General features: G+C 53.3%; 20 protein-coding genes. 12 read left to right on the top strand and 8 right to left on the bottom strand.

What is annotated here, in order from left to right; all coding sequences use genetic code 11:
* Positions 1-58 precede the first annotated feature (58 nt).
* The 5 genes from DES29_RS09380 to DES29_RS09360 all read left to right on the top strand — a co-directional run bounded on the left by DES29_RS09380 (position 59) and on the right by DES29_RS09360 (position 7196).
* On the top strand, positions 59-1756 hold the full coding sequence (locus tag DES29_RS09380) for an FAD-dependent oxidoreductase (protein WP_113854796.1): 1698 nt from the start codon (positions 59-61) through the stop codon (positions 1754-1756).
* Entirely contained in the window at positions 1690-4197 is a 2508-nt protein-coding gene (locus tag DES29_RS09375) for a sensor histidine kinase (protein WP_236578942.1), read from the top strand. Before DES29_RS09380 ends, DES29_RS09375 begins: the two co-directional genes overlap by 67 nt.
* 22 nt (positions 4198-4219) lie before the next feature.
* Complete coding sequence (locus DES29_RS09370; RefSeq protein WP_021995528.1) at positions 4220-4945, top strand: response regulator transcription factor; 726 nt, start codon at positions 4220-4222, stop codon at positions 4943-4945.
* A gap of 287 nt (positions 4946-5232) precedes the next feature.
* Positions 5233-5604, top strand: a complete 372-nt coding sequence (locus DES29_RS09365; RefSeq protein WP_046446737.1) for a cytochrome c3 family protein — start codon at positions 5233-5235, stop codon at positions 5602-5604.
* Between the two features lie 14 nt (positions 5605-5618).
* A complete protein-coding gene (locus DES29_RS09360; RefSeq protein WP_113854795.1) occupies positions 5619-7196 on the top strand; it encodes an FAD-dependent oxidoreductase in 1578 nt (525 codons plus the stop codon).
* 510 nt (positions 7197-7706) lie between these two features.
* On the opposite strand, the gene nikR is transcribed toward DES29_RS09360, so the two are convergent.
* Complete coding sequence (gene nikR, locus DES29_RS09355; protein WP_005429067.1) at positions 7707-8126, bottom strand: nickel-responsive transcriptional regulator NikR; 420 nt, start codon at positions 8124-8126, stop codon at positions 7707-7709.
* Positions 8127-8473: 347 nt separating this feature from the next.
* On the opposite strand from nikR, the gene DES29_RS09345 reads away from it, so the two are divergent.
* Together DES29_RS09345 and DES29_RS09340 are read left to right on the top strand one after the other, a co-directional pair.
* Positions 8474-9247: a basic amino acid ABC transporter substrate-binding protein gene (locus DES29_RS09345; RefSeq protein WP_113854794.1), complete on the top strand. Its 774-nt coding sequence runs from the start codon at positions 8474-8476 to the stop codon at positions 9245-9247.
* Between the two features lie 377 nt (positions 9248-9624).
* On the top strand, positions 9625-10401 hold the full coding sequence (locus DES29_RS09340; RefSeq protein ID WP_016474419.1) for a basic amino acid ABC transporter substrate-binding protein: 777 nt from the start codon (positions 9625-9627) through the stop codon (positions 10399-10401).
* A gap of 134 nt (positions 10402-10535) precedes the next feature.
* On the opposite strand, the gene DES29_RS12635 is transcribed toward DES29_RS09340, so the two are convergent.
* From DES29_RS12635 to DES29_RS09325, 4 genes are all read right to left on the bottom strand, one after another.
* Positions 10536-11291: an autotransporter domain-containing protein gene (locus DES29_RS12635; RefSeq protein ID WP_236578968.1), complete on the bottom strand. Its 756-nt coding sequence runs from the start codon at positions 11289-11291 to the stop codon at positions 10536-10538.
* Positions 11292-11395: 104 nt separating this feature from the next.
* Positions 11396-14065 (bottom strand): autotransporter outer membrane beta-barrel domain-containing protein, encoded by a 2670-nt coding sequence (locus DES29_RS09335; RefSeq protein ID WP_236578941.1) that lies wholly within the window; start codon positions 14063-14065, stop codon positions 11396-11398.
* 459 nt (positions 14066-14524) lie between these two features.
* Positions 14525-16351, bottom strand: coding sequence for an aryl-sulfate sulfotransferase (locus DES29_RS09330; RefSeq protein WP_021995721.1), 1827 nt, complete (start codon positions 16349-16351; stop codon positions 14525-14527).
* A gap of 609 nt (positions 16352-16960) precedes the next feature.
* Positions 16961-17932, bottom strand: coding sequence for a LysR family transcriptional regulator (locus DES29_RS09325; RefSeq protein WP_021995722.1), 972 nt, complete (start codon positions 17930-17932; stop codon positions 16961-16963).
* A gap of 157 nt (positions 17933-18089) precedes the next feature.
* On the opposite strand from DES29_RS09325, the gene DES29_RS09320 reads away from it, so the two are divergent.
* Positions 18090-19916, top strand: coding sequence for an aryl-sulfate sulfotransferase (locus DES29_RS09320; protein WP_005429057.1), 1827 nt, complete (start codon positions 18090-18092; stop codon positions 19914-19916).
* A gap of 179 nt (positions 19917-20095) precedes the next feature.
* A complete protein-coding gene (locus DES29_RS12505) occupies positions 20096-20233 on the top strand; it encodes a hypothetical protein (protein WP_155815180.1) in 138 nt (45 codons plus the stop codon).
* Here DES29_RS12505 and DES29_RS09315 read toward each other — a convergent pair.
* Together DES29_RS09315 and DES29_RS09310 are read right to left on the bottom strand one after the other, a co-directional pair.
* The gene (locus tag DES29_RS09315; RefSeq protein ID WP_005429048.1) at positions 20211-21518 is read right to left on the bottom strand and encodes an MFS transporter; all 1308 of its coding nucleotides are present in this window, start codon (positions 21516-21518) and stop codon (positions 20211-20213) included. The two genes, DES29_RS12505 and DES29_RS09315, sit on opposite strands and share 23 nt — an antisense overlap.
* A 284-nt stretch (positions 21519-21802) precedes the next feature.
* On the bottom strand, positions 21803-22669 hold the full coding sequence (locus DES29_RS09310; protein ID WP_113854792.1) for a DUF4261 domain-containing protein: 867 nt from the start codon (positions 22667-22669) through the stop codon (positions 21803-21805).
* 235 nt (positions 22670-22904) lie between these two features.
* Here DES29_RS09310 and pepT point away from each other — a divergent pair, with 235 nt between their 5' ends.
* The 3 genes from pepT to DES29_RS09295 all read left to right on the top strand — a co-directional run bounded on the left by pepT (position 22905) and on the right by DES29_RS09295 (position 26514).
* Positions 22905-24143, top strand: coding sequence for a peptidase T (gene pepT, locus DES29_RS09305; RefSeq protein ID WP_236578940.1), 1239 nt, complete (start codon positions 22905-22907; stop codon positions 24141-24143).
* Between the two features lie 288 nt (positions 24144-24431).
* Positions 24432-25256: a 1,4-dihydroxy-2-naphthoyl-CoA synthase gene (gene menB, locus DES29_RS09300; RefSeq protein ID WP_005429042.1), complete on the top strand. Its 825-nt coding sequence runs from the start codon at positions 24432-24434 to the stop codon at positions 25254-25256.
* Between the two features lie 31 nt (positions 25257-25287).
* The gene (locus tag DES29_RS09295; protein ID WP_113854791.1) at positions 25288-26514 is read left to right on the top strand and encodes an AMP-binding protein; all 1227 of its coding nucleotides are present in this window, start codon (positions 25288-25290) and stop codon (positions 26512-26514) included.
* 14 nt (positions 26515-26528) lie between these two features.
* Here DES29_RS09295 and DES29_RS09290 read toward each other — a convergent pair whose 3' ends face one another.
* Positions 26529-26816, bottom strand: a complete 288-nt coding sequence (locus DES29_RS09290; RefSeq protein ID WP_016474425.1) for a hypothetical protein — start codon at positions 26814-26816, stop codon at positions 26529-26531.
* Between the last annotated feature and the right edge of the window lie 110 nt (positions 26817-26926).

Here is a 26926-nt window from a genome sequence, read left to right as displayed (position 1 = left end):
TCAGCGGCTGCCGGCAGTTTGAAGTCAAAAGCCCGCCGCTGCAGTCTGGAGAACCTCGATGAATCATCCTGCCATTGCACGCCGCAGTCTGCTCACGGCTGCCGGATGCGCATTGCTGCGGCCTGCAGCAGCCTCGTCGGGGCATGAACGGCTGCAGAACAAAACTTATGCGGCCGACATCATCGTCATCGGTTTTGGCGCAGCCGGCGCATCAGCTGCCATTGAGGCCGCACGAGCTGGATCGAGTGTTTTAATTCTCGAAAAATCACCCCAAAAGTCTCACTGTTCCTCTACCCGAATGTCCTCGGGCATTTACCTTTGTCCCGACCGAGGCATCAGCGAAGAAGTCCTTGCTCAATATATAGCGTCAACCTACCTGCCCGACGGAGGCGTTTCCTACCGGGAAGGAAAGATGGATCCGGATTTGACCGCGCTTGCTCGAATTTGGGCCAAGCTGGGGCCGCAAACTTATGAATGGCTCCACAGCTTGGATCCAGACTTTCGGCAGGCGACTTCGGCGCTTTTCACAACGCCGCGGTTTATGCGCCTTTGGGAGGGCTACCGCCCTCACCTTCAAGGGCTCATCGCGACTTACGGCAGATGGAAAGGTTTTCAGCACAGCACGTTCGGCTCCCCCAAATTGGAAACCAGCGGCGGGGAAGCGCTCTATGCCTGTTTGAATGAAGGCATCCGGTCCGCGTCAGGCATTTCAATTCGCTATGCCTTTCAGGCAACGGAGCTGATTGTCGACGGCGATGCCGTCATCGGCGTGCGTGCAGTTTCAGAGAACTCCGAACATCAGTTTCTGGCTCGGCAAGCCGTTATCCTCACGTGCGGCGGCTTTGCTTTTAACCGAACCATGCGCGCTTCGCTTCTCCCAGCAAGCGGAAATCAATTTTGGGCCGCTTCGAGCGCCCCGGAAAATACGGGCGACGGCATCAATATGGCGCTTCGCGCCGGAGCAGCACTCATTGCGTCCTGCAGTTACTTTGATCGTTTCTGTGCGCTCCTGCCTCAAAAGTACAACGGCATCCGTCTGGGCGTACCGCTCAGCTGTATCGGAAGCCCTCACTCCATCCTCGTCGACAATTTTGGAAGACGCTTCACCAGCGAATCGGAGCTTCGCGATCAGGAGCAGCACTACGGGTTCTATCAGGAACTGCTTCAATTCGATCCTGCAACGCTCTCATTCCCGCGCGCTCCGGTCTGGCTGATTTTTGATCACGCTCTGATGCTGAACGGCCCGCTCGCCACGCTCGGCGAAGGTTCGACCGTCAGCGGCCTGACGACCTGGTCAGAAGATAATCTGGAGGCCGTGCGCAAGGGATGGATTTTGACGGGCGAAACCATAACGGAACTGGCCCAAAGAATTGCCCGGCATCCCGACAATGCATCCAGGCTTTCCGCTGAGCTGCTCCAAAAAAGCATCACTCACTTCAACCGCGCCGCCCAATCGGGATTTGATGAACAGTTTGACCGTGATCCCAGTACTTTGGAACCCATTGCTCAGGCTCCGTTTTATGCGATGCCTGTATCCATTGATGTGCCTCATATGGGGGCCGGCCTAAAAACCGACCGCAACAAACAGGTTCTGCGCTGGAACAATACACCGATCGAGGGACTCTACGCCGCGGGAGAAACTGCGCCGGTCAGTCAATTCGTTCATGACCGCGGCGGACATCTTTCTGAATGTCTGGTATTTGGGCGTCACGTCGGCCGCATTGCCGCTGCGATGCCAAAGCGAGGCCGGCAATGAGAATCCGCAGCCTGAAGCACAAGCAGCTGATCGCTTTGCTGCTTATCGCCCTGACGCCGCTCTTCGCACTCACTGCCTCGATGTGGATGCAAGCCCAAAACAGCAAGGAACAAGCCGTTCAGACTTATCAAGGATATGCCGATACCATTGCCATCGCTCTTGAGAAGGAATTGGATCGTCAGAAAGAACGGCTTGAAGAAGCTGCCGTAGCTGCAGGCCTGCTCTTTAGCTCCCCTGATAACGCTGACATCAGGGCTTTTGAGCAAATTCTTTATATTACGTCTGGCCGATACAGCTCCAGCATCGCAGTGAACGTCAGCGGCCAATTGCTCGCCTATTCTTCTGCGCTTACGACGGATCAGGCCGAAAGCATCATCACGAATCCTTCCGAACATTGGTTTTTCCGGCAAACGATCCGGAGCGGCCGGACAACTTTAGGGGAAGCGAAGGATTCGAATTCAGGTGCTCATGTCTTCATTGGAACGCCCGTTTTCAGCCGCAGCATTTATCCGCGAATTGATACGGTTTTGATTGCTAAAGTCGACTTGCAGAAACTGCTGGAGACTGCAGCCGATGCTTATTTGCCGGCGAATGCTTCCATTACGCTCGAAAGCAGCCGCAGCGAGCTCGCTTCGCTGGGCCGCAAGCCTCACGCGAATGCCATTGCACTTTCTGCAGCAATGACAAATTTCCCATGGAAAATTGAAATAACGGCTGAACAAGCCGATATTTTGACTCGCCCGAATTTAATCTCACTCTTGGGCACGCTCGTTGTCATTTTCGTCTCAGCGATATCCTTTCTTTTCGGCCGTGCCTACATCAAGACGCTGAAGACTTTTTTTGACGAACTCTCTGCATCCATCAGCATATTAAGTCAAGGGAAGCCGCTCCCTGCAGCTGTCGGCAATCTCGAACGCGTGTCCGAAGCGAAAGGCCTGCTCACACAGTTCCGAGAAATGGCAGACCATGTCGTTAAAAGTGATCTTGCCCTGCGTGAAGCCAATGCGAACTTAGAGCGTCGGGTTAAACAGCGCACAGCAGATTTAGAGCGGCGCAATCGGGAACTCTCTGCCATCAATCTTCTGCTTTCCCCTATAGCGCAAAGCCCAAAAGACAATGACGCCCCTGTATTTTCTATGGCTTTAGAACGATTTGGGCAGGCCTGGGATTTAGATCAAATTGTTATTGCAGATGGTGAGCATCATTGTTCGAGCCGTGAAGTGAGACAACACTATCAAACGGTTACTCCGCTTAAAGACGAAAAAGTGCTTGCGGTCCGCTCCTCATATCCAATGAACCCTGAGCTGCAAGAAGCCCTTGAGCGGTTTGCTCGATTTATTGACATTGTGCTCGACAATAAGCGCCTCTATATCGACATCAGTAAGCAGCACGCTGCATTGACCGCAGCGCTGGGGGGCATGGCGGAGGGATTCGTTCTATTCGATAAAGACGCCAAGGTCATTTTTTCCAATGAGAAATTCCGCAGATTTACTTCTGATTCACTGCAGCTCAATCTTGACAAGTCATCGCGCGAAATCTTTGATTTCCTGAATCATTTAAGTCCGTCGTCAGCAGCGCATGAAAGCCCCTCTTCAGCTCAGAATGACGTCTTGGAGCTGATAGACAAAGATGCTAAACGCAGACATTTCCATCTCTCACGATTGACAGTTCATCTTTGCGGCTATGACCATCATGTGTTCGACGGACTGGCGGTCCTTGTCCGCGATATCACCAATGAATATGAGGTCAGCCGACTCAAGGATGATGTCATCGGACTTGTTGCGCATGAGCTGAACAATCCCGTAGCCACTATCCGCATCGGTTTGGAAACACTCATTAAACGCAATAGTCATTTGAGTCCAGCGCTTCGTCTCCAGATCACAGAAAATATGGCCAGTGATGCCCTTCGGCTGCAAAATTTAATCACGGAATGGCTAAATATTTCTAGATTAAACAGCGGCGTTTTGTCCTGCAAAATGGAAAGATTGGATGTTGTTGGATTAATTTCGCAGCAAATTGATGAATGGGAAAAACAAACTGAAATGACCGTTCAGCGGCTTTATAAGTTCTCTCCGCTTTATACGATGGGCGATGCTGCCCGTCTTCGTCAGGTGTTAAGAAACCTATTGGATAACGCATTGAAGTATAACAATAAAACACGTCCCAAAATTTCAGTATCTGTCAAAACGATGAATGCAGATATTATTGTGGACGTTCAAGACAACGGCATGGGTATCGCTGCGGAAGATCTGGAGAAAATATTTGAACGATTTTATCGAAGTGAACGAGCTCGGCAGCAAACTCAGCAAGGATCCGGGCTCGGTTTAGCCATCTGTCGTGCGATCGTTGAAAGATTTGGCGGAACGCTAACGATAAAAGATACAGCTCTCGATATTGGATCCACCTTCAGAGTGACTCTGCCGATTCTTTCAGAAAATTAATAAATTGACGAATGATACAGTCATGAATAAGCGCATACTTTTGGTCGATGATGAACGAAACCTCAATCAATTGATTGCAACCAATCTCAAATTTGAGGGTTATGAGACTGAATCGGCATATTCGGGCATTGAGGCTATCGATAAATTAGGCCGGTTTTCGCCCGACTTGGTGGTATTGGACGTGATGATGCCTGGCATGGACGGGTTCGAGGTGCTCGAACATCTGCGGCATGCCTCTTCGATACCCGTCATTCTGCTGACGGCCAAAAATCGTGTGGATGACCGCATCCGCGGCTTGACGCTTGGTGCCGACGATTATTTGGGCAAACCCTTTGCGATTGATGAACTGACCGCACGCATCGAAGCTGTCCTGCGCCGCAGCAGGCCCAATCAGCCCGCACCCAAAGAACCGGAAGAAACAATTGCCTTCGCTTCGCTGAAATGCAACTTGGCTCAGCATTCGGCAAGTGCCAACGGTATTGAGCTGCCGCTGCAAAATCTGGAGTACCAACTGCTCATTTGCCTCGTGAAAGCGGGAGAACGGGTGCTTTCCTACAATTACCTTCTTTCGTCGCTGTGGGAGGATGACCGAGGCGATATCGCTACGCTTCGGGTAACAGTTGGCAAACTCCGCGGAAAAATGAAGCAGGCTTTAGGATACGATCCCATCCTTACCGTTCACGGTATTGGATATCGGCTGCATACTCCAGCCAACAACCATCCAGACTTTAAAAATAAAAGTCTCTAGAATTTCTGCTTTTTAAGTTTAATAAATTCAATCTTGCAAAGTATGTATTTTATATATACTAATTCAAGCATAATTTTGTTCATTCCTCCTCCAGCTGAATCAAAGAGTGACCCTCACCTTCACTGATTAATATCAAAAATTATTATTTCAGTTTATATTCTGTTTATCATTAAATTAACATAATTTAGAATCAATTTATTTCCTGCTTCTATAGTTTTAAAAGAGCAAAACTTACCACGTTGCTCATTTTCCCTGACCCAACCTATTAGAGAAAGCAGGAGACTATCTTGAAGCAGATATTCGCAGCTTGTGCTGCCGTCGTATTGGTCATGGGCGTCACCGCTCCGATCCATGCCGGCACACCGTTTTCACTCAAACACAAGGGGGTTGACTGCGCGGCCTGCCACAAAACGCAGAGCCCCGCACAGCCGGCCGCTCAGGACGCCTGCATCGGCTGTCACGGTCAATACAAAGGCAAGCCAGTACCCAATGCCGACTACAACCCGGACCGCAACCCCCGGCGTCCGGTCGTTGAGGTCAATCCGCATGACTCTCACCTGGGCAATGTCCGCTGCACGCTCTGCCACAAAGAACATCAAGCCAGTCCTAAAACGGCGTGCTATGAATGCCACCAAAACTTCATTTTGAATGCGAAATAACGAGGAATACGAGAATGAAGACTTTTAAAATTGCGGCTCTCTGCCTTTCGATGGCCGCGGCAGCATTCACCGTACAGGCCAAAGAAGTCAAATACGAAGCTGACGTTGCAATCGTCGGCGGCGGCCCTGCCGGTATGGTAGCGGCGGCCTATGCAGCCGAAAACGGTCTAAAGCCGATACTCGTTGAAAAGCTTCCCGGTGTCGGCGGCAACCTCATGATGCTTGAAATTACCTTTGGCCAGAGGACAAAATTCACGGATCAGGATCAGGTTTATTACCCGTCCGATGAACTGATTGCAGATTTCTTGGCATACAGCCATTACATGGTGAACCCCATTATGGTCCGGCGTTTTATTGAACGTTCCGGCGAAAATATCAAATGGCTCACCAACCGCGGCGTAGAGATTGTTGGCAACACGGCCACGGAACTGAACGGCCGGCGCGTCGGACATATCTATAAAAACGTTTTCCCGCACCGCAATTTCATCGAAGCCATGCGGAAAATTATCTTGGACAATGGCGGACAAATCATTGTTGAAACCCGGGCCGACAAGCTCATCCAAAATGCCGACGGCCGAGTCGTCGGCCTCCATGCCAAGAACTATTTGAATGATGATGTGATCGTTCATGCCAAGGGCGGCGTCATTCTCGCCGCTGGCGGATACGGGGCAAATCCTAAACTTTTGAAACTTCTCAACCCTGACATGCCGGCAGACACGCCTATTACCGGCCGCAAGAACAGCACGGGCGACGGGATTCAAATGGGCATCGACATCGGTGCTAAGACTGCCGGCGGCGAGGCCTTTATCTCCGAAGGCGCTCTGCCTTATAAGGTTGACTATCGTGAGGTTATCAACCAAAAGACCTGGATCGCAGCTAATGTTTTGAACAAAGGTCCAAGTCTGCAGCTTAATAAGAACGGCCGGCGCTTCTTCAATGAAGGCCTTAGCGGCGACTTCTCAGTGAGCGGCAATGCTTTGCGCATCAACGGAAATTATCTTTACACGCTCATCGATGATGACGAAAAGCGCGATTTGGAGACCGGTTCCGGCGCAGTGTTCGGCTACTTTGGTCATGCCCTTCCCGGCGATAAGATGACGGGCCTCAGCAATCTTTTTTCCGGCAAGGGACGAATGGCTGAAGTTGCCTTTGTCGGCAGCACCATTGAAGAAGTTGCCAAGAAAGCCGGTCTGGATCCCAAGGCCGTCCGTGCTACGGTCGATCGCTACAACAAATTATGCGATGAAGGTGTCGACTCCGATTTCAACAAAGATCGACGTTATCTTCGACCTGTTCGCAAAGGTCCTTTCTACATCGTCAAGGGACAGCACACGATTTGTGATACCGCCGGCGGCCTGCTGGTCACCGAAGATGCTCAGGTTATCGGCAAAAACGGAGATCCGATTCCTGGTCTTTATGCTTCCGGTGCGATGGCAGGCGGCAAATACGGACCGTCGTATGTGTACAACGTCGCAACCGGTTATGCCTCAGCCAGCGCAATGATGGGCGGAACGTTTGCCGTTCAAGACATCGCTAAAAAATCTTTCAAGCGAAAAATTGTATATACCGCCGATCTGCCGAACAAAAAATAAAGAACACCCTCGATAAACTGTAATGATGAAAGCTCTTGAACGCCTCCCGCTTTAGAGCGCGGCTTGACCGTCTCAGGAGCTTTCCCGTCGGAGACTAACCGTGCAGACTATTTTTGTCTTCAGCAGCTAAAGTGTTCGACATAACACTTGAATGTCGAAGACAGACGCAATTGTTTAGACGGAATTCGTCGCAATATCGGCTTGTATCAAATATGATACAAACACTGAGATATCAGTAATGGCCTCTTCTTGCCTGCGGCGCTAACAGTTTACATTTACACTCAAAATTCTTTGGAATGATAGTGCAAAGAAATGTATGACAGATCTTGTATACGCAGAAAGAACAGGACATAATTACGGCCTGATCCGGGCGGTGGGTTAACCGCAAGGTGACCCAATCGGGGCTGCCCGGGTCAGACCGCCCCCCATTTGTTTGTCCGACGTCAATTCCCCGATAGTCCGCCAGCATGCGTCTGTGCCGGACTTTTTTTGTTTTGCACAGTACCTCGCTCAATGCCTGTGAACATGCGCCGGAATGATGTTGATGCTCCCGTGCCGAATACCAGGTTCGGCAATCAGTTTGTCTGCAAAAGCCCGAACTTCTGCCACGGTGCCCTTAAGAAAAACCGCTTCCATGCAGTCCTCATGTCCGATGTGTGCATGCATCTGGCTGATGACTAGATCGCCGTGTTCATGCTGCTCTTGAGTCAGGCGCATGGAGAGCTGTCTTTCGTGATGGTTGTAGACGTAACTCACTACGGCCACGCAGGTCGCGCCCGAGGGCGGATCGGACAAGGTTTGAGAGGCTTCCGCAGCGCGAATTAAATCGCGAAAAGCTTCCGAACGATTTTCATAACCGCGTTCAGCGATCAGCTGATCAAATTTTGCCGCCTGATCTTCGTCAAGCGAAATGGTGATGCGCTGCTTCATCGTTTGCCAAGCTCCTTTCAATACCGTGTCTGTCCTGTCATGGCCTGCCTTTCGGGCGATTTCAGTCTACACATTTTATCCGCAGCGGATATGGTCGACAAATTACTGCATTTTCACCATCAAAAACGGTCATTTCACTGCATTACTTCATCAACTAGTCCCCTCCGCTTAGTCCTCTGCGGCAACGGACAAATTCTCCTCAGTTTATGAGTATTTAAATCATCCGATTCACGCACGAGGGTCGGCCTCAACCCTATATTTCCCTCATCCCGCAGCGTTTTCTGCCTGCCAGGTCTGCGGTTCGGTTTCATAACTTCATCGCTATATTCCTCTAGGAGCATCTTGAAATGACCAAGAACTTCTTTGTGCGCACGGCTGCTGCCGGCATTGCCGCACTTGTTCTCTGCGGATCCGCCGTCGCCGACACCTGGCGCGTCGCAACGGAAGGCACCTTCCCGCCGTTTGAGTTCTACAACTCCACCACTGGTGAGATTCAGGGTTTCGAGGCCGATCTTGTCCGTGAAATGGCTAAGGTCATGAAAAAAGATCTGAAGCTCGAAACGATGGGGTTCGATGCCATCATTCCGGCTATTCTCTCGGGAACGATCGACACCGGCGCTGCCGGCTTCTCCATCACGCCGGAACGTGCCAAGCGTGTTCTCTTCACCATTCCGTTTTATAAATCCGGACTGACGATTGTCGTGCCTAAAGGCAACCCCAAGAATATTCAGTCCTTTGACGACCTCAAGGGGAAGAAGATCTCCGTTCAGCTCGGCACGACTTCAATGTCCTTCGCTAAGAAAATTCAGGACGCTCAAGTCACGACTTTCAACGGTGCTGGGGATGCCCTTCTCAACATGATCGCCGGCAACGCCGACGCGGTGATTAACGATAAACCCGTCACCGACTACATCATGACGCAGAATAAGCAGATCGCTGAAAGCTGCCTGCACTTGAAGCCTATTGCGACCGCTGACCTTTTCGCCATGGTCACCTCCAAGCAGAACACCAAGCTCAAGGCCGAGATGGATAAGGCTTTGAAGCAGCTTAAGGCTGACGGCACCTTCAATAAGCTCCATGAAAAGTGGTTCGGCGTCCCGGCCGATCCGGAACTGCCTTAATTTAACATCCAAACTTCTGAATCTCTTCAGAAGCGGATTAAAAACGGACAGCCTCCTTAAGCTCTCCGTTTTTTTTGTCTTAATACTTTCCGCCTGCCGCAGGAAAAAATATTAAAGCTCAACAGTCTTCAATCGTCGACCAATACCTTCTGCCAGTCGACATAAACTCGTCATATTTTCCTGAAAATCAATATATAAGGCATATCGCCCAGGTTTTCTTAGAGTACCTCAAAACTTTGTGCAATTGATCCCATTCATCTGTTTAAAGATCGCTATAGTCAAATCACGGATGAAGAAAGCGCCGCTTTAATGCCGCTTCCCTGAAGGGCTTAAAACAGATCTTTCATCCAATGCAACTCAAACAAAAGGAACCCAAAATGAATTTCAAATCCTTGTCGCTTCTTGCCGCCGCCGGCCTCTGCACTCTCTCACTGTGCGGTTCCGTCTCCGCTGCGGAGCTGCGAGTTGCGACCAATCCAACCTTCCCCCCGTTTGAGTTCCAGGATTCCAACACCGGCACCATTCAAGGCTTCGAAATGGATCTTGTCGCTGAAATTGCCAAGAAACTCGGCGATACGGTGAAAATTGACAAGATCACCTTTGACGGCATCATTCCGGCCATTCTCTCGGGTTCGGTTGATCTCGGCGCATCGGGCTTTTCCGTGACGCCTGAGCGCGGCAAGAAAGTGCTCTTCTCGCTCCCCTTCTATAAATCCGGTCTCACCATTCTGGTGCCGAAAGCCAATAAAGCCGGCATTACGGACTTCGAAAGCCTCAAGGGCAAGCGCATTTCTGTTCAGCTCGGCACAACTTCAATGCAGTTTGCAAAGAAGATTCCTGACGCTGAAATCACGACCTTCGATCATGTGGGTGACGCCGTGCTCAACATGATGGCGGGGAACGCCGATGCGGTGATCAATGACAAGCCTGTCACCGACTACATGCTCCACACCAATAAGTCCATCGCTGCGGGCACGACGCATCTCGCGCCAATCGCTACCGCCGACTACTTCGCCATGGTCGTTGCAAAGAACAACACCAAGCTGCAGCAGGATATCAATGCTGCGCTGAAGCAGCTCAAGGCCGAAGGGACCTTCGACAAGCTCCATGAAAAGTGGTTCGGCATCCCGGCTGACCCGGAACTTCTCAAGTAAACCGTTCTTTTGAAACATCAAAACAGAGGCTGCATTCGTTCGTCAGGCGAATGCAGCCTCTGTTATTTTGAGCCTGAAGACCATTTCCCGTAGCAGGCTGATTCCATTGTGCCGCCGGACAGTCACCGACATTATCACCAAGTCCAGTGAAGCTCAGCTGAGGCGGCACCAGCCGAATGCGCGCTCCCCATCGTTTCGCCGTCGAGCCGCAGTGCTGCAGAAAAACCGCTCTTTCGGAGGAGTTCAAGCGAAACACTGCCGGCCAGACGATTGCGTTCCGGCCAATCCATGGATCGAGCGGTTTCACCCGCTGCCCCGGCTAAGCCAAAGGAAACATTGCCGGCGCGCTCAGTAAGCTCCCGCGTCCATTCGATGCTGAAGCTCCAATTCCAGGCATAGTCCGAAAACTGCGAGGGAGCCGGCACATTCACGGTCAGCCCCGCGCCGGCAGCTGCCGAATGCAGGAAGGAGCGGCGAATAGAGAGTGCTCCCGTTCCGGATTCCGTCAGTGTCGGCGTGCGAAGCACCGTACCGGTCATAAGAACGTGCGGGAAAAACTCGACCTCCGATTCGCCAAGAGTGCCTATCCACCCCGTGCGCAGGGCCCCGGAGAGCAGATATACCGTTTCATCGGATTCAATCCTGCTGATGCTTTGCGCTAATTCGACCGTGCGGCTGCGCTCGGCCGAATAGACGCCGCCGCGAAGCTGACCTTCAAACCGCAGCCCAGATGCTAAAGTGCGTCCGAGCTTCCCGCCCAGCCAAATACCCTCCCCGCGGCTCGTGCTGTGCTCGGGGCCGGCAGACGTCTCCAGGTGTCCCATTGCAGCATAGACTGCAGACTGCGTCTCGCCCCATAGAAAATCGACGCCTAAGACCGCTCCGGTCACATTTGTTCCCGCTCCACCGTCCGAAAAATGCGCTGCGAGCGGCACCGCCCACACCTGACGCTCTCCTTCCTGCGTGGTTTCGTGATGAGCAAAGAGCTGACGATTTAATAGGCGCTCCCAGGAAAAAAGCGCCCGCAGCGAATCATCGCGGGAAAAATTGCCGAGATTGCCCAGGGCCCGCACGATGTCAGAGCCGTCGGACGCCGAAAAATCGAGGTCGCCATAGAGTTCGTGAAGCACTTCCGGGCCTGCGAAGCCGCCTGATCGAGCTGTTTGGCTAAGCCCCATTGCCAGGAAGGCGCCGATGAAGTCAAAAATTTTGAATATGCGTTCTTTTGATGCGCAGCTTTAAGCACCCCCTCCGAACAGGTGAAATCAACTGCAGGCGAAAAGTCCTTTGCTGTCATGAGATCCAGATCCCACGCAGCCTTTTCAAGGAGCGATGCCGATGCATCAGTATTTGCTCCGGAGGTGCTCACTGCGCCGTAAGGATGGGGATCTTTTGCGAGTTCGCCCTCAAACCAGCCGCCGCCCGGAACCACTGCCAGGGACGCACCGTCTTTCACCTCTGTCGCACCCGACACTGAGAGCGGCATCAGTTCGCCCGACGGCCGCATCCCCAATACGAGCTTTCCGGACTGAACGTAATCCCCCAAAATCACGATAGAACCGGAGGAAGGCGTTGAGACCAAGGTTCCGGCATTCACGAGGGCCCCGGCCTGGAAGTTTGGGATTTCTTCACTGCCCGTGATGAGTGTTCCGCCCACTTCGGCCATTCGAGCGTTCAGGCCGGTGAAATCAAAAACGGCTGAGCCGGAAAGCCTGGCCCCTCTGTTCACCGTCATGCCAACCACTTGATTAATGGTGTTTTCTAGACGAAGATCCGTTCCATCGGCAGCCTGCATGCGGATCGACCAGGGGCCAATGACATTGCCGGCATAAACAAAAGGCTTCAAGTCAGATGCCTGTGCCGCAGCGCCGTCTTCGGTCCCGCCGAAGATGAGATTGGTCGTGACATCCGTTCCCAATGGGACGAAAGCTGCGGCACGGTTAACCAAGTCAGCAAGAATAACGCTGCAGTAGCCATCAAAAAAATCTTCAGCCGTTCCCACTGCGGACCACGAAGAGACAATATCGCCTTCAATATGGGCTCCGTCGGCAAGGCGAATCTGCGCCACATGAGCCGTCGGTCCAATACGAATAGCGGCATCAGAACCCTGCAACGTTCCGGCAATAACGGCAGACTTAATCAAAGAGCCTTGCAGGACCTGCGGGAAATTCAATTCCTCCGGATGGAAGGTCAACCACCCGTACTCCGTCGCCGCACCGGCTGTCCAGGACCCTCGAACCTGATTCTCATCACCGAGAATGCTGCCGCCAAAATCAAACACCAGGGCAGACCCGCCGCTGCCGAGTGCCTGGACCTTTCCCTCTAATAAAAGCGTATGGCTGCGGCCATAAGTAAAGGCCATGCCGATGCCGCCCGTGCCGTTGGCTGAAATAAGAGCATTCTCATTCACAGAGAGCTGATTAGCCGATCCGTCCACGCGTACGCCGATGGAGCCTGCCCCATCAGCAAGCTGGTCAGCTGCCACCGTTACCTTGCTGCGGCTGCCGTAGACATGCACGCCGACTGCATTCGTCTGCTGCGAGGGCTGATCTTTAATCCACTCTTCTCTGTCGTTGCGAGCCCAAAAGGCCTGTCCGACCGTATATTCGATGCCCGAGGCATAGATGGAGGTGCCGAAAAAGCGCTTGCGGTCCAATTGGTAGCCAAGATCCTGCAGCATGGCGAGCTCGGCTTCCATGAACGTTCCCCAATTGCGCCATGACTGATGTGAGAGCAAACCGTTTTGAAGTTCTAAGTGGCTGAAGTCGAGGTTGCCCATCTCAGCGCCTAAGACGGGAATTGCACCAGTCACAGATATGGCCTTTTGAACGGCATCTTCGCTGTCTGTGACCTCGTCGGGAAAATACATTACGGTTTCCTCACCAATGACTTCCCTGGCATTTTTTCCCTGAAAACCGATCCCGGAATATCCTAAATACCAGCGCACTTTGTTTAATTCGGTCTGAAGGTTCGCCGGCATGCTGTCAAAGGAAACCAGCCCGCTCAAAGAGGATCCCGCTTTAATCGGATTTCCATTGAAGGTGAGTTTCTCTGTGAACGCGGTATGACACCAGCCGTTCGGACATTCGAATCCCAGATAGTCACCCGTCTCTATAATCGCCATGCCCGCGCTGTGCGCGAGCTCATGAAGAATAGTGCTGATTCGCGAAGAACCTAAAGCATGCGCGGGCAAGACTGCAAGAGGGCTGTAATCGTATGACGCCCCGGGTGCCGGACCCAGATAGACGCTTCCCGAAGGCTGAGAACTCGACAGTCCCTCAGTCCAAGACAAAGCCATGGCCGGCCTTCCATTGTCGTCAAACCAGGCACCGCCGGAGGCGTACGTAGCGAAAGGATTTGCTGCAGCAATGACCGTCGGAGCGGTTGCCGGCGTTCCAAAAAGTTCGCCGAGCCACGCCCCGGCTTCGAGCAAAGCGCCTTGATCGGCAGCAGACACATCTTCTCCGGTCCCTGACTCCGCGCCCGAAAGCAGCTTAAAAAGCATGACGTCATTGCCTTGAGCGTTCTTCACCGCAGCAATAACGGAAGCATTGGCGACGGGGGCCGTGAGGAGCGTGAGCACCGCCGCTGCAATAGAAGTGAGCCGCGGAAAGGGAGCTAGCCAGGCGGATTGAAAAATCGAGGCATTTGGGGCTGAGCTCATGGCGGCTTCTTCCTTCACGTGCGAGCTGCATTTCAGCAAGAGAGAACGAACGGGGCTATTCCCATTGTAGCGGGATTACGTTATTTCACAGTTTTCGCCACAAAACGCAGCTTTCTCACTGCGGCTCCCGGGCATTGGCATAACGGAGCGAATTGGCCTCTCGAGCTCTTCCGCACTGCAGCGCTGGCCGTTCGTCATCGGGAGGTTTCGGGAGTGAAGGATCTTCGCGTTCGTTCCTTTAAGCCCCGACCTCTGCCGACTCGCTCTGTCTCTTTTAAGTTCGGTCGGCTCAGCGCACACCCCCTCGTGCGCACTCCGGCACACACAGAATAAAGCAGCGCGATATTCTCGCGCTGCTTGAATTGAAACTGCTGCCCTAAAGGCCACGCTGATTTAAAAGATCAGCTAACCGGGAAACCCGGAAGAAGTCTCGGACTTCTTCATTGTGCAGCTGCACAGTTAATGAAGTTTTCCGTTGAACGCCTTGACAACATCGAAGGCGAACGCCTGATAGCCCGTAGTGTTCTTGAATTGAATTTCAACAGCGGGTTCTTTCGCCCCCCATTCAAATTCGTCAAGATAAGGATTCGGCGCGGACGTGAGGCCGCCGGTCTTAAGGTCATAGTTTGCCCCGGCTGTGGCTGCATAAACCACCACGGAGTCCTTGTCCGGCATGTATTCGACAAGGCTGGTCACTGGGCTGAACCAATCGTGGCCGCGTTCCTTGCCGTATTCCCAAACCTGTTCAACAGTGCGCTTCTTTTGATCAATCTTGTAGATCACCGCGCGCGAATACTTCATATCCGGAAGGGGCGGCTGATCAAATGCACGTCCGTCGCCGTTATCGAAGACGGAAACGTAGATCTCGTCCTTCGTCGACTTCGAATCAATACGCCAAGCGGTGTGCTGTGTCCACGTCCAATCGAAATCCGTCTTTTCACAGGATGCATCGCCGCACTGCAGTTTATTGCCATGTGCATCTACCGGCGTAAGAAGTGCGTCGCTCCAAGGCTTCTTCCAGCCGCGTGAACCGCCCAAAATCCACTTCACCTTCTTGTCGCGGCCGATTTTGATGACAGCGCACTGATGGCGGGAGGAAATGATGATGGAGTCATCAGTCGGGTCATAGTCCACAGAGTTGACGTGGGCCCAATTGCGTCCAGGACCGGTGCCGACAATGTCGCCGAAGTGCCCTTCCTTATCAAGCTTTTGCAGATCGCTCGCAGAAAGTGTCTGGCCGGCAAGCTTAGGATCAATGTTGAGGCAGACCGCACCTTGATCCAGCGCCTTGATGGCGGTATCGCGATACGGATCCAGAATATCCCACAAGCGCCATTCGTCAATAACATTGCCGTCGCAGTCAACTTCAATGATCATGTCGCGCACTGTACGAACGTGACGTCCGTCAGAACGCTTGAGGTTTGAAGAGGCTACGCGCAGGAAATAGTGACCGTTTTGAGCGGCATCCATCGTGTGGCTGAAATCGTTGTAGCCGTATGGGAGCGGACGATTCCAAATGCGGCGGCCCATGATGTCGTACTTCACATAGTGCTGACCGTAGCCCCAGGTAATCGCGCCGTCGTCGTTCTGCCGCAGGCCCATCATGATGCCGCCGTCATAAATCGAATCGACGTTGAAGATCGTTGAGCTGTCCATAAACCATCGAATTTCACCTTTGGTGTCAACGATCCAGTTGAGCGGATCAGAGGACCACTGCAGCGCACCGCCTTCCGGATTGTTCCAGACGGCATTACGGGTGTTGTTGTTCCCGCCGATGTTGTTGATGTAGTAGAGACGATCGGCGAACTTTCCTTGCGCAGGTTTTCTGACAACGGCCTGCGGGAAATTCGGCGTTCCGATGGGGCCGTAGACAGGCGGCGTCGGGATCGTATATGTTTCCTTGAAATGCTTCGACTCTCCGTGATCCAGACGGTCGTATTCGACTTCAACTTTATTTTTATACGCAGGATAGAGCCCGAATACCGGAATACCGCCGTGTGTCAGCAATTGACTGTTCGAGACCTTATACGCGATTTCCTGACCGCCTTCTTTGGGAATAATGCGAACCGATGCATTCTGAATCACGTAGCCGCCGTTTCGAATGATTGCGGTAAGCGGCGCAATTTTGTAGGGATTCATTTTGAGTTCGCCAATTGCGCCTTGTTTTTTGTAGATCGTTGCGGGACCGGACGGGCCGCCGAACGCAAAGGCACTCATCGGCACAGCGGCACCGGCCGCTGCCAGCAACGTAAAGCGCGAAAAATCACGGCGTGACAATTTGATCATTTTGTTTCTCCTTTAGAAGCTGGTCTGAGCGGCCAGATTCCTAAAACCTGCAGCAGTCTTATGGCTGTACTGCCGGAACAGAAAAAGTTTAGGAGCACCGATTAAGAGTCCCTGCGAGAACATTCGAGCGTAAAGTGTGAAAAATGCCAAATCGCCTCTTTCACGAATGCCGAAAAGATACGGGTTTGCTCGCGTGTGATGATGAAAATCTTTGTTATGAGAGCCCGTCTCCTGCAGTCATTGGGGAGTACTGCTGTAGCCGCCGACTTTCTGCTTGGTTGCCACATTGTCAGGAGCTCAAGGATTTGTGCGTTTTTGTTGTCAGAAAATCTAATAAATTACTTGCTCAAATACCCGTCGAGTATTCATGAAATTATCTCGTTCAAAATTCTTTGATGAAGTATTTCACTGAACGAAATTATTATCTTCAATTTAGCGCGATCGGATACTTTATCGAAATGCCGCACCCTTCAATTAAGAGCAAAATGAATATCTGACAACTAAATATCCACTTATATATTTTGAACAATTTATATTTTATTTAGCAAAATCGCCTAGATAAAATCTGATTCGAATGCTCGCATTATTCCAAATGCGCTGAATAATGCCCTAGCGGCCTTCCTCGGGGTGAACAACATGTCCGCCGCGCAGCGTTTCTTTAACAGCATAAGAGATCATGCCGCGCATCCACTGCATAGCCGGATCCAGGTGACTTCTTTCATGCCAAATGAGCTTAGTGACGAACCCCTTGCTCTGGACATGCTCAAGCTCTTCGGAAACGACCGGAATGCGTCGCAGCGCTCCCAAACTGATGAACCAGTCCGCCATGATGTCCGAGAGCAGCATCACAAGATTGCTTTCGGAAATAATCTTCGCCGCCCCCATAAAGTAAGGCGTTTTAATAACGATGTTTCTCTCGCTCAAGAGCGGTGAAAGCCGGCTTTGAGTCAGCCGGTAGTACGTTGTAGGCCGCCAAGTGACCTCCACAAAACCGTACCGGATCACGTCGCTTTCCGTCACCCGTCCCGTCTTTTCGTAAAGCGCTTCAAGCGGGTGCCCCGGACGCACGACAATGCCGGTCGTTCGGCCTTCCCAGAGCGGCAGCCACGGGAACCCCTCGGGAACGGTTTCCATCGGACTGATCAGCAGATCAAGCTCGCCGGTGCGAAGCTGCACGGGCCAGTCGTTCGTGAGCTCGGTCATGTCGACCGACACGCCGGGCGCAAGTTCTGAGATTTTGGCAATCGCCGGAGCGAGAAAAATAACGCCGTGATCAACGCCGGCAATCTTGAATTCACGTTTGAGCGTCTTCGGATCGAAAAGCTTCGGTTCGAGCAGATGATCGTAATCCGCCAGGAGCCGAATGACGTCAGGCATAGCCTGAGTTGTTCGCCATGTAGCAGCGAGCCCGCCCGAGCAGCGCGTGAAGAGTTCGTCATTGAAAACCTCACGAAGCTTGCCGAGCATGCGCGAAGCTGTGGCCGGCGGGATGCCCAGCTGATTGGCAGCATTGACGAGATTTTTGGTCTCGTAAAGCGTCTTTAAAAACAGCAATGCAGATCTATCAAGGGTGGTTTTCATTTTTTCGGAATTCTGTGTTTCCACTCAGCCCAACTTGCCGGCGGGAACCTCAGAATAGCATGTCTACTCCTTAAGACCTACTCTTTCGGGGTCGGCAGGATATGTGCCAAAAGGTACAGCCAGCTGAACCATGACACTTCAAAGGAGTTGTTTCACTATGAATATTAAAGCAAAGATTACCCCGGTCGCCCTCGCCATTGCGCTGGCCGCAGGTTTTGGTCTCCCGGCCGCCGTACAGGCATCCGGCGGCGGATCCGGCCCGGCCGTGACCTATGTTGCCCCGGGTCAGATCGGTGAAATCGTCGTCAACCCCTATAAGATCGCTCCGCTCACCGCGGTCATTAAGAACGGCGGCTATCAGCTTAAAGACGCTACGGTCCGCGTGGTTCCGAAGCAGGGCGGACAGGAAATCAGCTACAAGGTCACGGACACGCTTTTGCGCACCCACGCCGGCATTCCGGTGTTCGGTCTTTACCCTGACTACAACAACACGGTCGAAGTGAGCTATACGATCGTCGACCAAGGTCAGGAACGCCGCGTTGAGAAAGAGCAGTACCGCATCTACGCGCCGGCTGTTTATACGCCGGTCAACGGTTCGATGGCTCAGCACCACAACATGTTTGAAACGGAAGTGGTCAAGGTTGATCCGGAATTCAAAGACCGCCTCTATCTGATCAACAACTTCCTTTCGACGGCTCCGAAGCAGGCCCGCGTGGTGTGGAACAACCCCACCGGCGGCGCACTTGAATGGAACTACTATCCGCAGAACGCCATCATTGATACGACGGGCGAAGTCCGTTGGTACATGTTCGTCGATCCTATCTATGATCCGGAAACGATTTATCACTCCGGCATCATGATGGGCTTCCACATGAATCAGGACGGCTTCCTCACGTTCGGCTACGGCCAGCGCTATGCCAAGTACGACCTGATGGGCCGCGAAGTCTTTAACCGCCGTCTGCCGACGGGTTATGCCGACTTCTCGCACGCACTTGATCCGGCTCAGAACGGCCACCTTTTCCTGCGCGTCTCCTCTTCCGACTACCGTCGTCCCGACGGCAAGCGTGTCCACACGGTCCGCGACGTGATCGCTGAAGTCGATCAGAACGGCAACGTGGTTGATGATTTCCGCCTCTTCGAAATTCTCGATCCGTATCGCGACGTTGTCATTAAGACGCTTGACCAGGGTGCGGTGTGCCTCAATATCGACGCTTCTCAGGCCGGCAAGACGCTTTCGGCTGAAGAACTCGCCGCCATGGACAAGAATGATACGTTCGGCGACATCCCCGGCGTTGGTCCTGGCCGCAACTGGGCACACGTCAACTCCGTCGACTATGACCCGACCGATGATTCCATCATCATCTCGTCGCGCCATCAGTCCGCCGTCGTCAAGATCGGCCGCGACAAGAAAGTCAAGTGGATTCTCGCCACCCCGACGGGCTGGAAGGAAGATCTCGCCAAGAAGGTGCTCACGCCTGTTGATAAGGACGGCAAGCCTCTGAAGTGCGAAAACAACCGCTGCGAAGGCGGCTTCGACTGGACCTGGACGCAGCATACCGGCTGGCGTATTGACTCCAAGTCTGATGAACACGTCATCTACTTGTCAGTCTTCGACAACGGTGACGGCCGTGCGCTCGAACAGCCCCCGCTGCCCGACATGAAGTACAGCCGCGGCGTGATCTATAAGATCGACCAGGACAAGATGACTGTTCAGCAGATCTGGGAATACGGCAAGGAACGCGGCCACGACTGGTACAGCCCGGTGACCTCGCTGGTTGAGTACGAAAACGATAAGGATTCCGTGTTCGTCTATTCCGCCACCGCCAGCCTTGATCTGAGCAAGTTCAATACGGAAGCTCCGAATCCGTGCATCAACGAATTCCACTGGGGTTCGGTTGAGCCGAGCGTTGAAATCCGCATTAAGAGCTCGCTTGGCTATCAGGCCATGCCGATCAGCGTTGAACGCGCCTTCTCGGGCAAGTAATCCGCTTAACCAGCAGCCGCTTCACGCCGGTTCTTCCCCCGTCTGTCCGTTCTCTGAGCGGCCGGCGATAAGATCCTCGTGAAGCATCTCTAAAAGCGCAGCGCGGCTTAGCCGCCCTGCGCTTTTTGCTGTACATCAGCAATGAGCGACAAGCACTCCATTGCCGAGCCCGTCATTCCATGAATGAACAAGCCCCTGCTGCAGAAGGCAGTTTCGCCAAACAATGGATTGGAAATGATTTGGATGATCTTGCCGGCCGTCATCCCCAGCGCGGTATTGTGAATGCCCGCACAGTTAAGCGTCCTTCTTCTGATTAGGCTGCGGATCATCGAATTCAATCTCTTCTCCGCGCCGATAAGCAGAACTGACGTCGCGGGGATCAATTTCAATCTGATTGAGCCGCACTGAACGTACTTTTCTCATCACCAATGTCGAGAAGATGCCTGTACGTCCGATCACTGCCCAGTAAATTAGGATACCGACAGCCGCAACTGATGCCGCAGCAAAATAAACAGCCGAAAAACCGAAATACGGAACAAGAAGTCCGAGCGTATAAGGCCCAATGCCGACGCCGACATCAAGCAGTACAAAGTACGTTGCCGTTGCGCGGCCGACATATTGTTGCGGGCTGACAAACACTGCGAGGGCATGGCACGCTGACGTAATCGTAGCGAACCCCAATCCGAGTACAAGTGCTCCAGAGAGCAGCATGCCGTTAGAACGAGCCGCACCGATCAGCACCATAGCCGCAGCGAGAAAGATCAGCGCCGGATATACCACAACGCTGCCGCCGAATTCATCAAGCAAACGCCCTGTCACCGGACGGCTGATGATCGAAGTGAAGGCAAAGCCCAAGAAAAACACCGAACCGGCCCAGAAGAGCGACAGCGATTGTGAATAGGCGCCGATATATGCAAGAACAGTTGAATAACACACGCCGCCCAGCATTGCGATGAAGGATATCGGCAGTGCCTCGAGCTGAAAGAATGTCGAGAACTTTAACGTACGCATTTCTTTCTTCTCGGCCTCTGTCATGCGGTGCGCCGGTGTACGAATGAGCAGAGACAGCACAAAGGCAAGCACGCCTACCGCCGAACAGATCCAGACGGACGCTTCATACATGCCATGCTGTGTGAACCATATGCCGAGAAAGGGGCCAATGGCCGACGCAATCGTAACGCCAAGCGTGAAATATCCAATTCCCTCACCCTGGCGTTTGAGCGGAATAATCGTCGCGACGATCGTGGAAGCCGCCGTAGAGGCAAGCCCGTAGGCAAACCCGTGAACCACACGAATTGCCTCAAACTCGAGCATTGACGTAATGAAGAAATAAAGCAGCATGGAAGCGGCATAAAGCGCTGTGCCGCAGCGCAGAACGAATCCGCGCCCCAAACCGTCGATAAAGTGACCAGCCAGAAGGCGGGCAACCAAAGCGGAAATGATGAAAAGACCCGCTGCCAAACCTGCTTCACTCACGTCCGCTTTCCAAATGTGCATGGCATAACTCGTGGTCCAAAGCATCAGCTGGTAATAAACCACGTAGAGCAGAAAGTTGGTGACGATGACAAGCAGGTATTGCTTCGTCCACAAACGATCTTTCATTCTGAACGATCCTCCTGAAAATGTATTTCTGAGGACCGTCATTCTTGTCCAACTCTAAGAGGCTGCAATGTAAAAGCAGCCGTACCCCGCAGTCCTAAGATTGATCTGAAGCCTGCCCCTTACATTCCTGTACTTCTTATGAGATACGCCTTTAGTATTGAATACGCAATATTCACGTATACAAAGGCAAGAGAGATCTTTTAATCAGCCATATCGAAATCGTAAGCACTGCTCAATTCTGGTTTTCGAGTTCGAACAAGGCACGGCAAGTCCAACCGGCTGGTTTAGGCTTCACCTTCATCCTTATTTTCAACAACGCCGTCGCCTCTGGGACGAAGACCGTCCAAATCGACGATGAGCACGTCTTGGTCTTCATCAATAGCGCTGCTCTTCCCCAGAGAAAGCGGCACTTCCCCGTCCTTCCATTCCAATGCTTCACCGGGCTGCATCTGAGCATCATGGTCGAGCACGTAGCACGCGGCGCTGTTGAGCAGAATGAAGGCATCGTGAATATCGGCCGCAGTGGATGGGATTTCCATTTCGAGCTTGTCGAACCTTGCGAGACCATTAGTCCAGGCTTTGAGGCGCGGCAGACCGTCAGCGCCTTCGGGCAGGCGTGAAAGACCGATCCAAAACAGGATGGGCGTAGCGAGCGCCTGCTCGCGCAGCGCCAAAGCCGTTTTGCGGAAATGAACCGGTTCACGCAGCACGTCGCAGTCTAGGAATCCAATAGCCGATTCATTGTCCAGAATCGTAGCGGCTGCGCGGATGAAGAGCGCTGCCTGCGTACTGCGGTGAGTGCCGCCGCCCACGGCAATCATCAGTTCGGACTGCATGCCGCGGATCAATGAACGCCCTTCCGGCCAGAGATAATTTTCTGCCGCACCGTCAATGAAGCGTTCAATACCCATACGTCCCGGCCGTTCGATCACATTGATGACCACTCCGGTGCCCGGCAGCGCCGCAGCAAAAGGCTGCCCCGGACCGCGCTCGTTGGGCAGCACCTCGAGTTCAATGCCCCAGTCTTTGGCAAAAGATTCAATGAAGTCCTCCGCATCCCAGCCGGGACGGCTGAGCGCAGCCGCACCGATAAAGGGCAGCTGCGACTTGAGCATGGCATTGATTTGACGGATTTCTTCTTGAGAATGCATGGATTCGTCGGGAGCGGTCACAGCGGAAACCTCGAACTGATAAAAAAGGAACTGCAGTAAAAATCGAACCTGCGATTTTAGTCAAACCGCAATAATGCCTTAGTCGGAGCGGCTTCGGGTGCTTCACTGCAAACATCCGCTGCTGATCGCCTTCAGAAACAGGCTGCCGCTTTCAATGGCTCTGGATGATGCTAGTCTTTCGATCATTCAATTACTCTTGCGAGATTTCGCTGCTATGACCCATTCCGCGCCTAATGTTCTCGAACGCTTCCTCCGTTATGTCCAGTTCGATACCCAGTCCGATGAGACGAGTGCGGCAGCTCCGTCAACCGCAAAGCAGCTCAAACTCGCTGAAGCCCTCACGGATGAACTTCATCAGCTTGGCATCGGCAATGCAGTGATTGGCCAGGGCGGCATCGTTTATGCCCACATTCCGGCTTCCCCAGGATGCGAGCACTTGCCCGCTGTCGGCTTTATCGCCCATATGGACACGTCGCCCGATGCGTCCGGATGCCAAGTCAAACCGCAGATCATCCGTTTTGACGGCACTGATGTGCTGCTCAATCAAACGGAAGGCATCTGCTTTCCTGTTGAGCGCTTTCCTGAAATCAAAAAGTACATCGGTGAGGACGTCATCTTTACCGACGGCACGACGCTCCTTGGCGCTGACGATAAGTCCGGCATTGCCGCCATTATGGATATGGCCGCCAAAATCACTGCTGATCCGACGATTGCTCACGCCAAACTCTGCATAGCATTCACGCCGGACGAGGAAATCGGACGAGGCACCGACAATTTTGACCTGGAGCGCTTCGGCGCAGACTGGGCTGTCACGATTGACGGCGGCGAGGTCGGAACCTTGGAGAGCGAAAACTTCAATGCCGGCTCTGCCGTCGTCGACTTTCAGGGGGTCGGCGTTCACCCGGGGAGCTCCAAAGGAAAGATGGTGAATGCGCTCCGCATGGCCGCAGCCTTTATTGACGCCCTGCCTGCGGATATGGCGCCCGAAACCACCGAAGGCCGCGAGGGCTTTCTTCACCCCAATCAGCTCGAAGGCACCGTCACGCATGCCAAACTGCACCTTCTGATTCGCGACCACGATCGAGCGCTTTATGAGGAGAAGAAAGTGCTCCTCGAGCGCATTGCCGAGGACATCCAGTCGCGCTTCCCCAACGGCACAGTGACGCTTTCCGTGAAAGACAGCTACGAAAACATGAAGCCCTATATCGACCGCGTGCCGGCCGTCATGGAACATGTTCGGGCAGCGTACCGAGCCGCCGGACTCGAACCCATTGAGGAGCCGATTCGCGGCGGAACAGACGGTGCGCGGCTCTCCGTCATGGGGCTCCCTTGCCCCAATGTCTTCACGGGGGGCCTCAACTATCACGGCATCTATGAATGCCTGCCCGTGAAGTCACTCGAGCTGGCTGCCAATGTGGCCTTTGAGCTCGCGGTACAGTCGGGTAAAAAATAAATGCACCGCTGAGGATTTCGTTCTCGGGCGTCAGATCTCTGATCCTGCAGGCGCGATATCAGTCCTATCCGAAGCAGGCCGCTGAGTTTTCTCAGCGGCCTTTTTCTGTTTTTAGTTCGCCGCAGCGCTCAGTACTGCACCTCCCCCTACGATGGGGCATCGATGTGCCAGCGGTCCGTATGTGATGCATAATTGTGCATCTATACAATAAGCGGACCTAACGCTCGATTTGAGTCGTGGTCGTTCGCGGCTTTCTATCCAGCATTACCCAAACCCGAGGTTCAGTACATGCAGCGCCAATGGACTCCTATTAAAGAATACTCAGACATTCTCTTTGAATACTTCGAAGGAATCGCCAAGATCACCATCAACCGCCCGCAGGTGCGCAACGCTTTTACGCCGACCACTGTTGCGCAGATGTCGGAAGCACTGGTCATCTGCCGCCAGCGAAACGATATCCGCGTAGTGGTTCTCACCGGAGCCGGCGACAAGGCCTTCTGCTCCGGGGGTGACATGCATGTCAAAGGGATCGGAGGCTACATTGATCCCACGGGTGTGCCGCGGCTTAATGTGCTCGACGTGCAAAAACAAATCCGTTCGCTCCCCAAACCCGTCATCGCCATGGTGAACGGCTTTGCGATCGGCGGCGGCCATGTGCTTCAAGTCGTCTGCGACCTGTCTGTTGCGAGCGAGAATGCCGTGTTCGGACAGACCGGACCCCGCGTCGGTTCCTTCGATGCAGGGTTCGGGGCGAGCTATCTCGCCCGCTGCGTCGGACAGAAGAAAGCGCGTGAAATCTGGTTCATGTGCCGCAAGTATTCGGCCCAGGAAGCGCTCGAGATGGGATTGATCAACAAAGTCGTGCCTTTTGATCAGCTTGAAGATGAAGTGGTCGACTGGGCCAAGACCATCATGAACCACTCGGCTTTGGCCATCCGCATGATCAAAGCCGGTCTCAATGCTGAGCTCGACGGTCAGGCCGGCATTCAGGAGCTCGCCGGGGACGCCACGATGCTCTATTACATGACTGAAGAAGCACAGGAAGGGGGACGCGCATTCCTCGAAAAGCGCGTGCCGCACTTTAAATACAACACGGATCCTTCGAATCCGTAAGTGCGCTCAATCTGTATTTGAGGATGATTTCATGAAAACCGATGAAGCAGGCATTGTGATCAGCGGCCGCAGCTGGTCTGCCTCCGATTTTGTGCGTGCAGACGGCACGCCGGGTCCGTGGACGTCTAAGGCGCTTGAGGCGGATCCCCTGAGCTTTGAGGCCGAACTCGGCCGATTCCTCACGGAATTCTTTTCGCCCGGCGCAGCCGTAACGGTGCACACCAGCGGATCGACCGGCGCTCCCAAGGCTTTCGCTGCAGAAAAAAGCCGCATGCGGGCGAGCGCTCGTGCCACCATCGCGTTTTTGGGGCTCAAACCCGGCTGCACCAACCTGCTGGCTATGCCGCTTCGCTTCATTGCCGGAAAAATGGTGGTCGTACGCTCTGTTGAATGCGGTCTTAACCTTATTCCCGTCGAGCCTTGCGCCAATCCGTTCCTCGAGCATCGTGAGGCCGTTGACCTGTGCGCACTCACGCCGATGCAGGCCGCCACGGTGCTTGCCAATCCCGCTACGAGCCGCTTTCTGCTTGAATCGCGCGCGGTTATATTGGGCGGCGGCCCCGTAGATGAGGAGTTGACGGCAAAACTTCAGTCTGCTCAGGGTGCGGTCTATGCCTCTTACGGCATGACAGAGACACTCTCGCACGTCGCCCTGCGCAGACTGAACGGCCCGACGGCAGACGCGGGTTTCCGCGCGCTCCCGGGCGTAACGATTTCGCTTTCGGCGCTTAACACCCTTCAGATTGAAGCGCCCGCCGTAGCGGCCCAGACGCTCATCACGCACGACCGCGCGCGGTTTAATCCCGACGGAACATTCAGCCTCATCGGACGTTTGGATAATGTCATTAACACGGGGGCAGTGAAGATCCAGATTGAAGAAGTCGAAGCTAAGCTCAAACCCTTCATTTCAGGCAGATTTGCCGTCAGCGCCAGAAAAAGCCGACTCTTCGGCGAAGAAGTCGTGCTCGTTCTGGAGGGGGCACCGGCGCTCCTCAGCGCTTTGGACTTCTCTCGTATGCGGCAGGCCTTAGGTCGGTTTGAGCGGCCGCATTGGGTGGTTTGCATATCAGAACTCCCGCTCACCGGATCCGGCAAACCGGATCGTCCGGCCATCCGCAAGGCCGCTGAAACGCTCTTTGCTGAGCCTTGGACCGCCCTAGAAGCCGGTGCGGCTTCCAATATCATCGGAAGCCGCTGGGATTCATTTTCAACCGGCCAATCACTGGCTAAGCCGGCTGAGCGGCAAGCCGCCTCTTAATATAAAAGGAGCGGTCAGAATCCCACTTGGTGCGAATTGCCGTTATTCAAATGATTCGTATCGATCTCAACGAGTTCTATTCGTTTTTGAGCCTCACCTTCCCACCAAGTGGTTGAATCGCGTTTGACACATTCTTCAATAAAGTTCTTCACTAATTCGGAAGTCGTGAGGTTGTTGCGCCGGCAGAGCGCATCTACCTCAGCTTTAAGCGCATCGCTTGTGCGGCAGCAAACAACTGTTGTCTTCGGAGCCTTACGACCCTTTTTGATCGTAGACCTTGGATTTCGTTCAAAGAGGAACATCGGGAGAGCCTCAGGACCCAAACTCCCGGAGTACTAGATCTTTAAGGGGTTGAGGCTCATCAAATCAGCCTTGAATGTTATTTAGCTCATTCTGAAATTCCTGCAATTTT

Source organism: Sutterella wadsworthensis, from assembly GCF_003315195.1.
GTDB lineage: Bacteria > Pseudomonadota > Gammaproteobacteria > Burkholderiales > Burkholderiaceae_F > Sutterella > Sutterella wadsworthensis.
Note: the sequence above shows the minus strand (reverse complement) of the source record. Positions and strands in the feature narration are given on the sequence as shown.

Excerpts from the sequence above, each read along its gene's own strand:
- DES29_RS09330 (WP_021995721.1), bottom strand. The coding sequence starts at position 16,351 with ATGATCAAATTGTCACGCCGTGATTTTTCGCGCTTTACGTTGCTGGCA.
- DES29_RS09335 (WP_236578941.1), bottom strand. The coding sequence starts at position 14,065 with ATGAGCTCAGCCCCAAATGCCTCGATTTTTCAATCCGCCTGGCTAGCT.
- menB (WP_005429042.1), top strand. The coding sequence starts at position 24,432 with ATGCAGCGCCAATGGACTCCTATTAAAGAATACTCAGACATTCTCTTT.
- DES29_RS09290 (WP_016474425.1), bottom strand. The coding sequence starts at position 26,816 with ATGTTCCTCTTTGAACGAAATCCAAGGTCTACGATCAAAAAGGGTCGT.
- DES29_RS09370 (WP_021995528.1), top strand. The coding sequence starts at position 4,220 with ATGAATAAGCGCATACTTTTGGTCGATGATGAACGAAACCTCAATCAA.
- DES29_RS09360 (WP_113854795.1), top strand. The coding sequence starts at position 5,619 with ATGAAGACTTTTAAAATTGCGGCTCTCTGCCTTTCGATGGCCGCGGCA.
- DES29_RS09295 (WP_113854791.1), top strand. The coding sequence starts at position 25,288 with ATGAAAACCGATGAAGCAGGCATTGTGATCAGCGGCCGCAGCTGGTCT.
- DES29_RS09320 (WP_005429057.1), top strand. The coding sequence starts at position 18,090 with ATGAATATTAAAGCAAAGATTACCCCGGTCGCCCTCGCCATTGCGCTG.
- DES29_RS12505 (WP_155815180.1), top strand. The coding sequence starts at position 20,096 with ATGAATGAACAAGCCCCTGCTGCAGAAGGCAGTTTCGCCAAACAATGG.
- DES29_RS09315 (WP_005429048.1), bottom strand. The coding sequence starts at position 21,518 with ATGAAAGATCGTTTGTGGACGAAGCAATACCTGCTTGTCATCGTCACC.
- DES29_RS09375 (WP_236578942.1), top strand. The coding sequence starts at position 1,690 with ATGTCTGGTATTTGGGCGTCACGTCGGCCGCATTGCCGCTGCGATGCC.
- DES29_RS09310 (WP_113854792.1), bottom strand. The coding sequence starts at position 22,669 with ATGCATTCTCAAGAAGAAATCCGTCAAATCAATGCCATGCTCAAGTCG.
- DES29_RS09325 (WP_021995722.1), bottom strand. The coding sequence starts at position 17,932 with ATGAAAACCACCCTTGATAGATCTGCATTGCTGTTTTTAAAGACGCTT.
- DES29_RS09340 (WP_016474419.1), top strand. The coding sequence starts at position 9,625 with ATGAATTTCAAATCCTTGTCGCTTCTTGCCGCCGCCGGCCTCTGCACT.
- DES29_RS09345 (WP_113854794.1), top strand. The coding sequence starts at position 8,474 with ATGACCAAGAACTTCTTTGTGCGCACGGCTGCTGCCGGCATTGCCGCA.
- DES29_RS09380 (WP_113854796.1), top strand. The coding sequence starts at position 59 with ATGAATCATCCTGCCATTGCACGCCGCAGTCTGCTCACGGCTGCCGGA.
- nikR (WP_005429067.1), bottom strand. The coding sequence starts at position 8,126 with ATGAAGCAGCGCATCACCATTTCGCTTGACGAAGATCAGGCGGCAAAA.
- pepT (WP_236578940.1), top strand. The coding sequence starts at position 22,905 with ATGACCCATTCCGCGCCTAATGTTCTCGAACGCTTCCTCCGTTATGTC.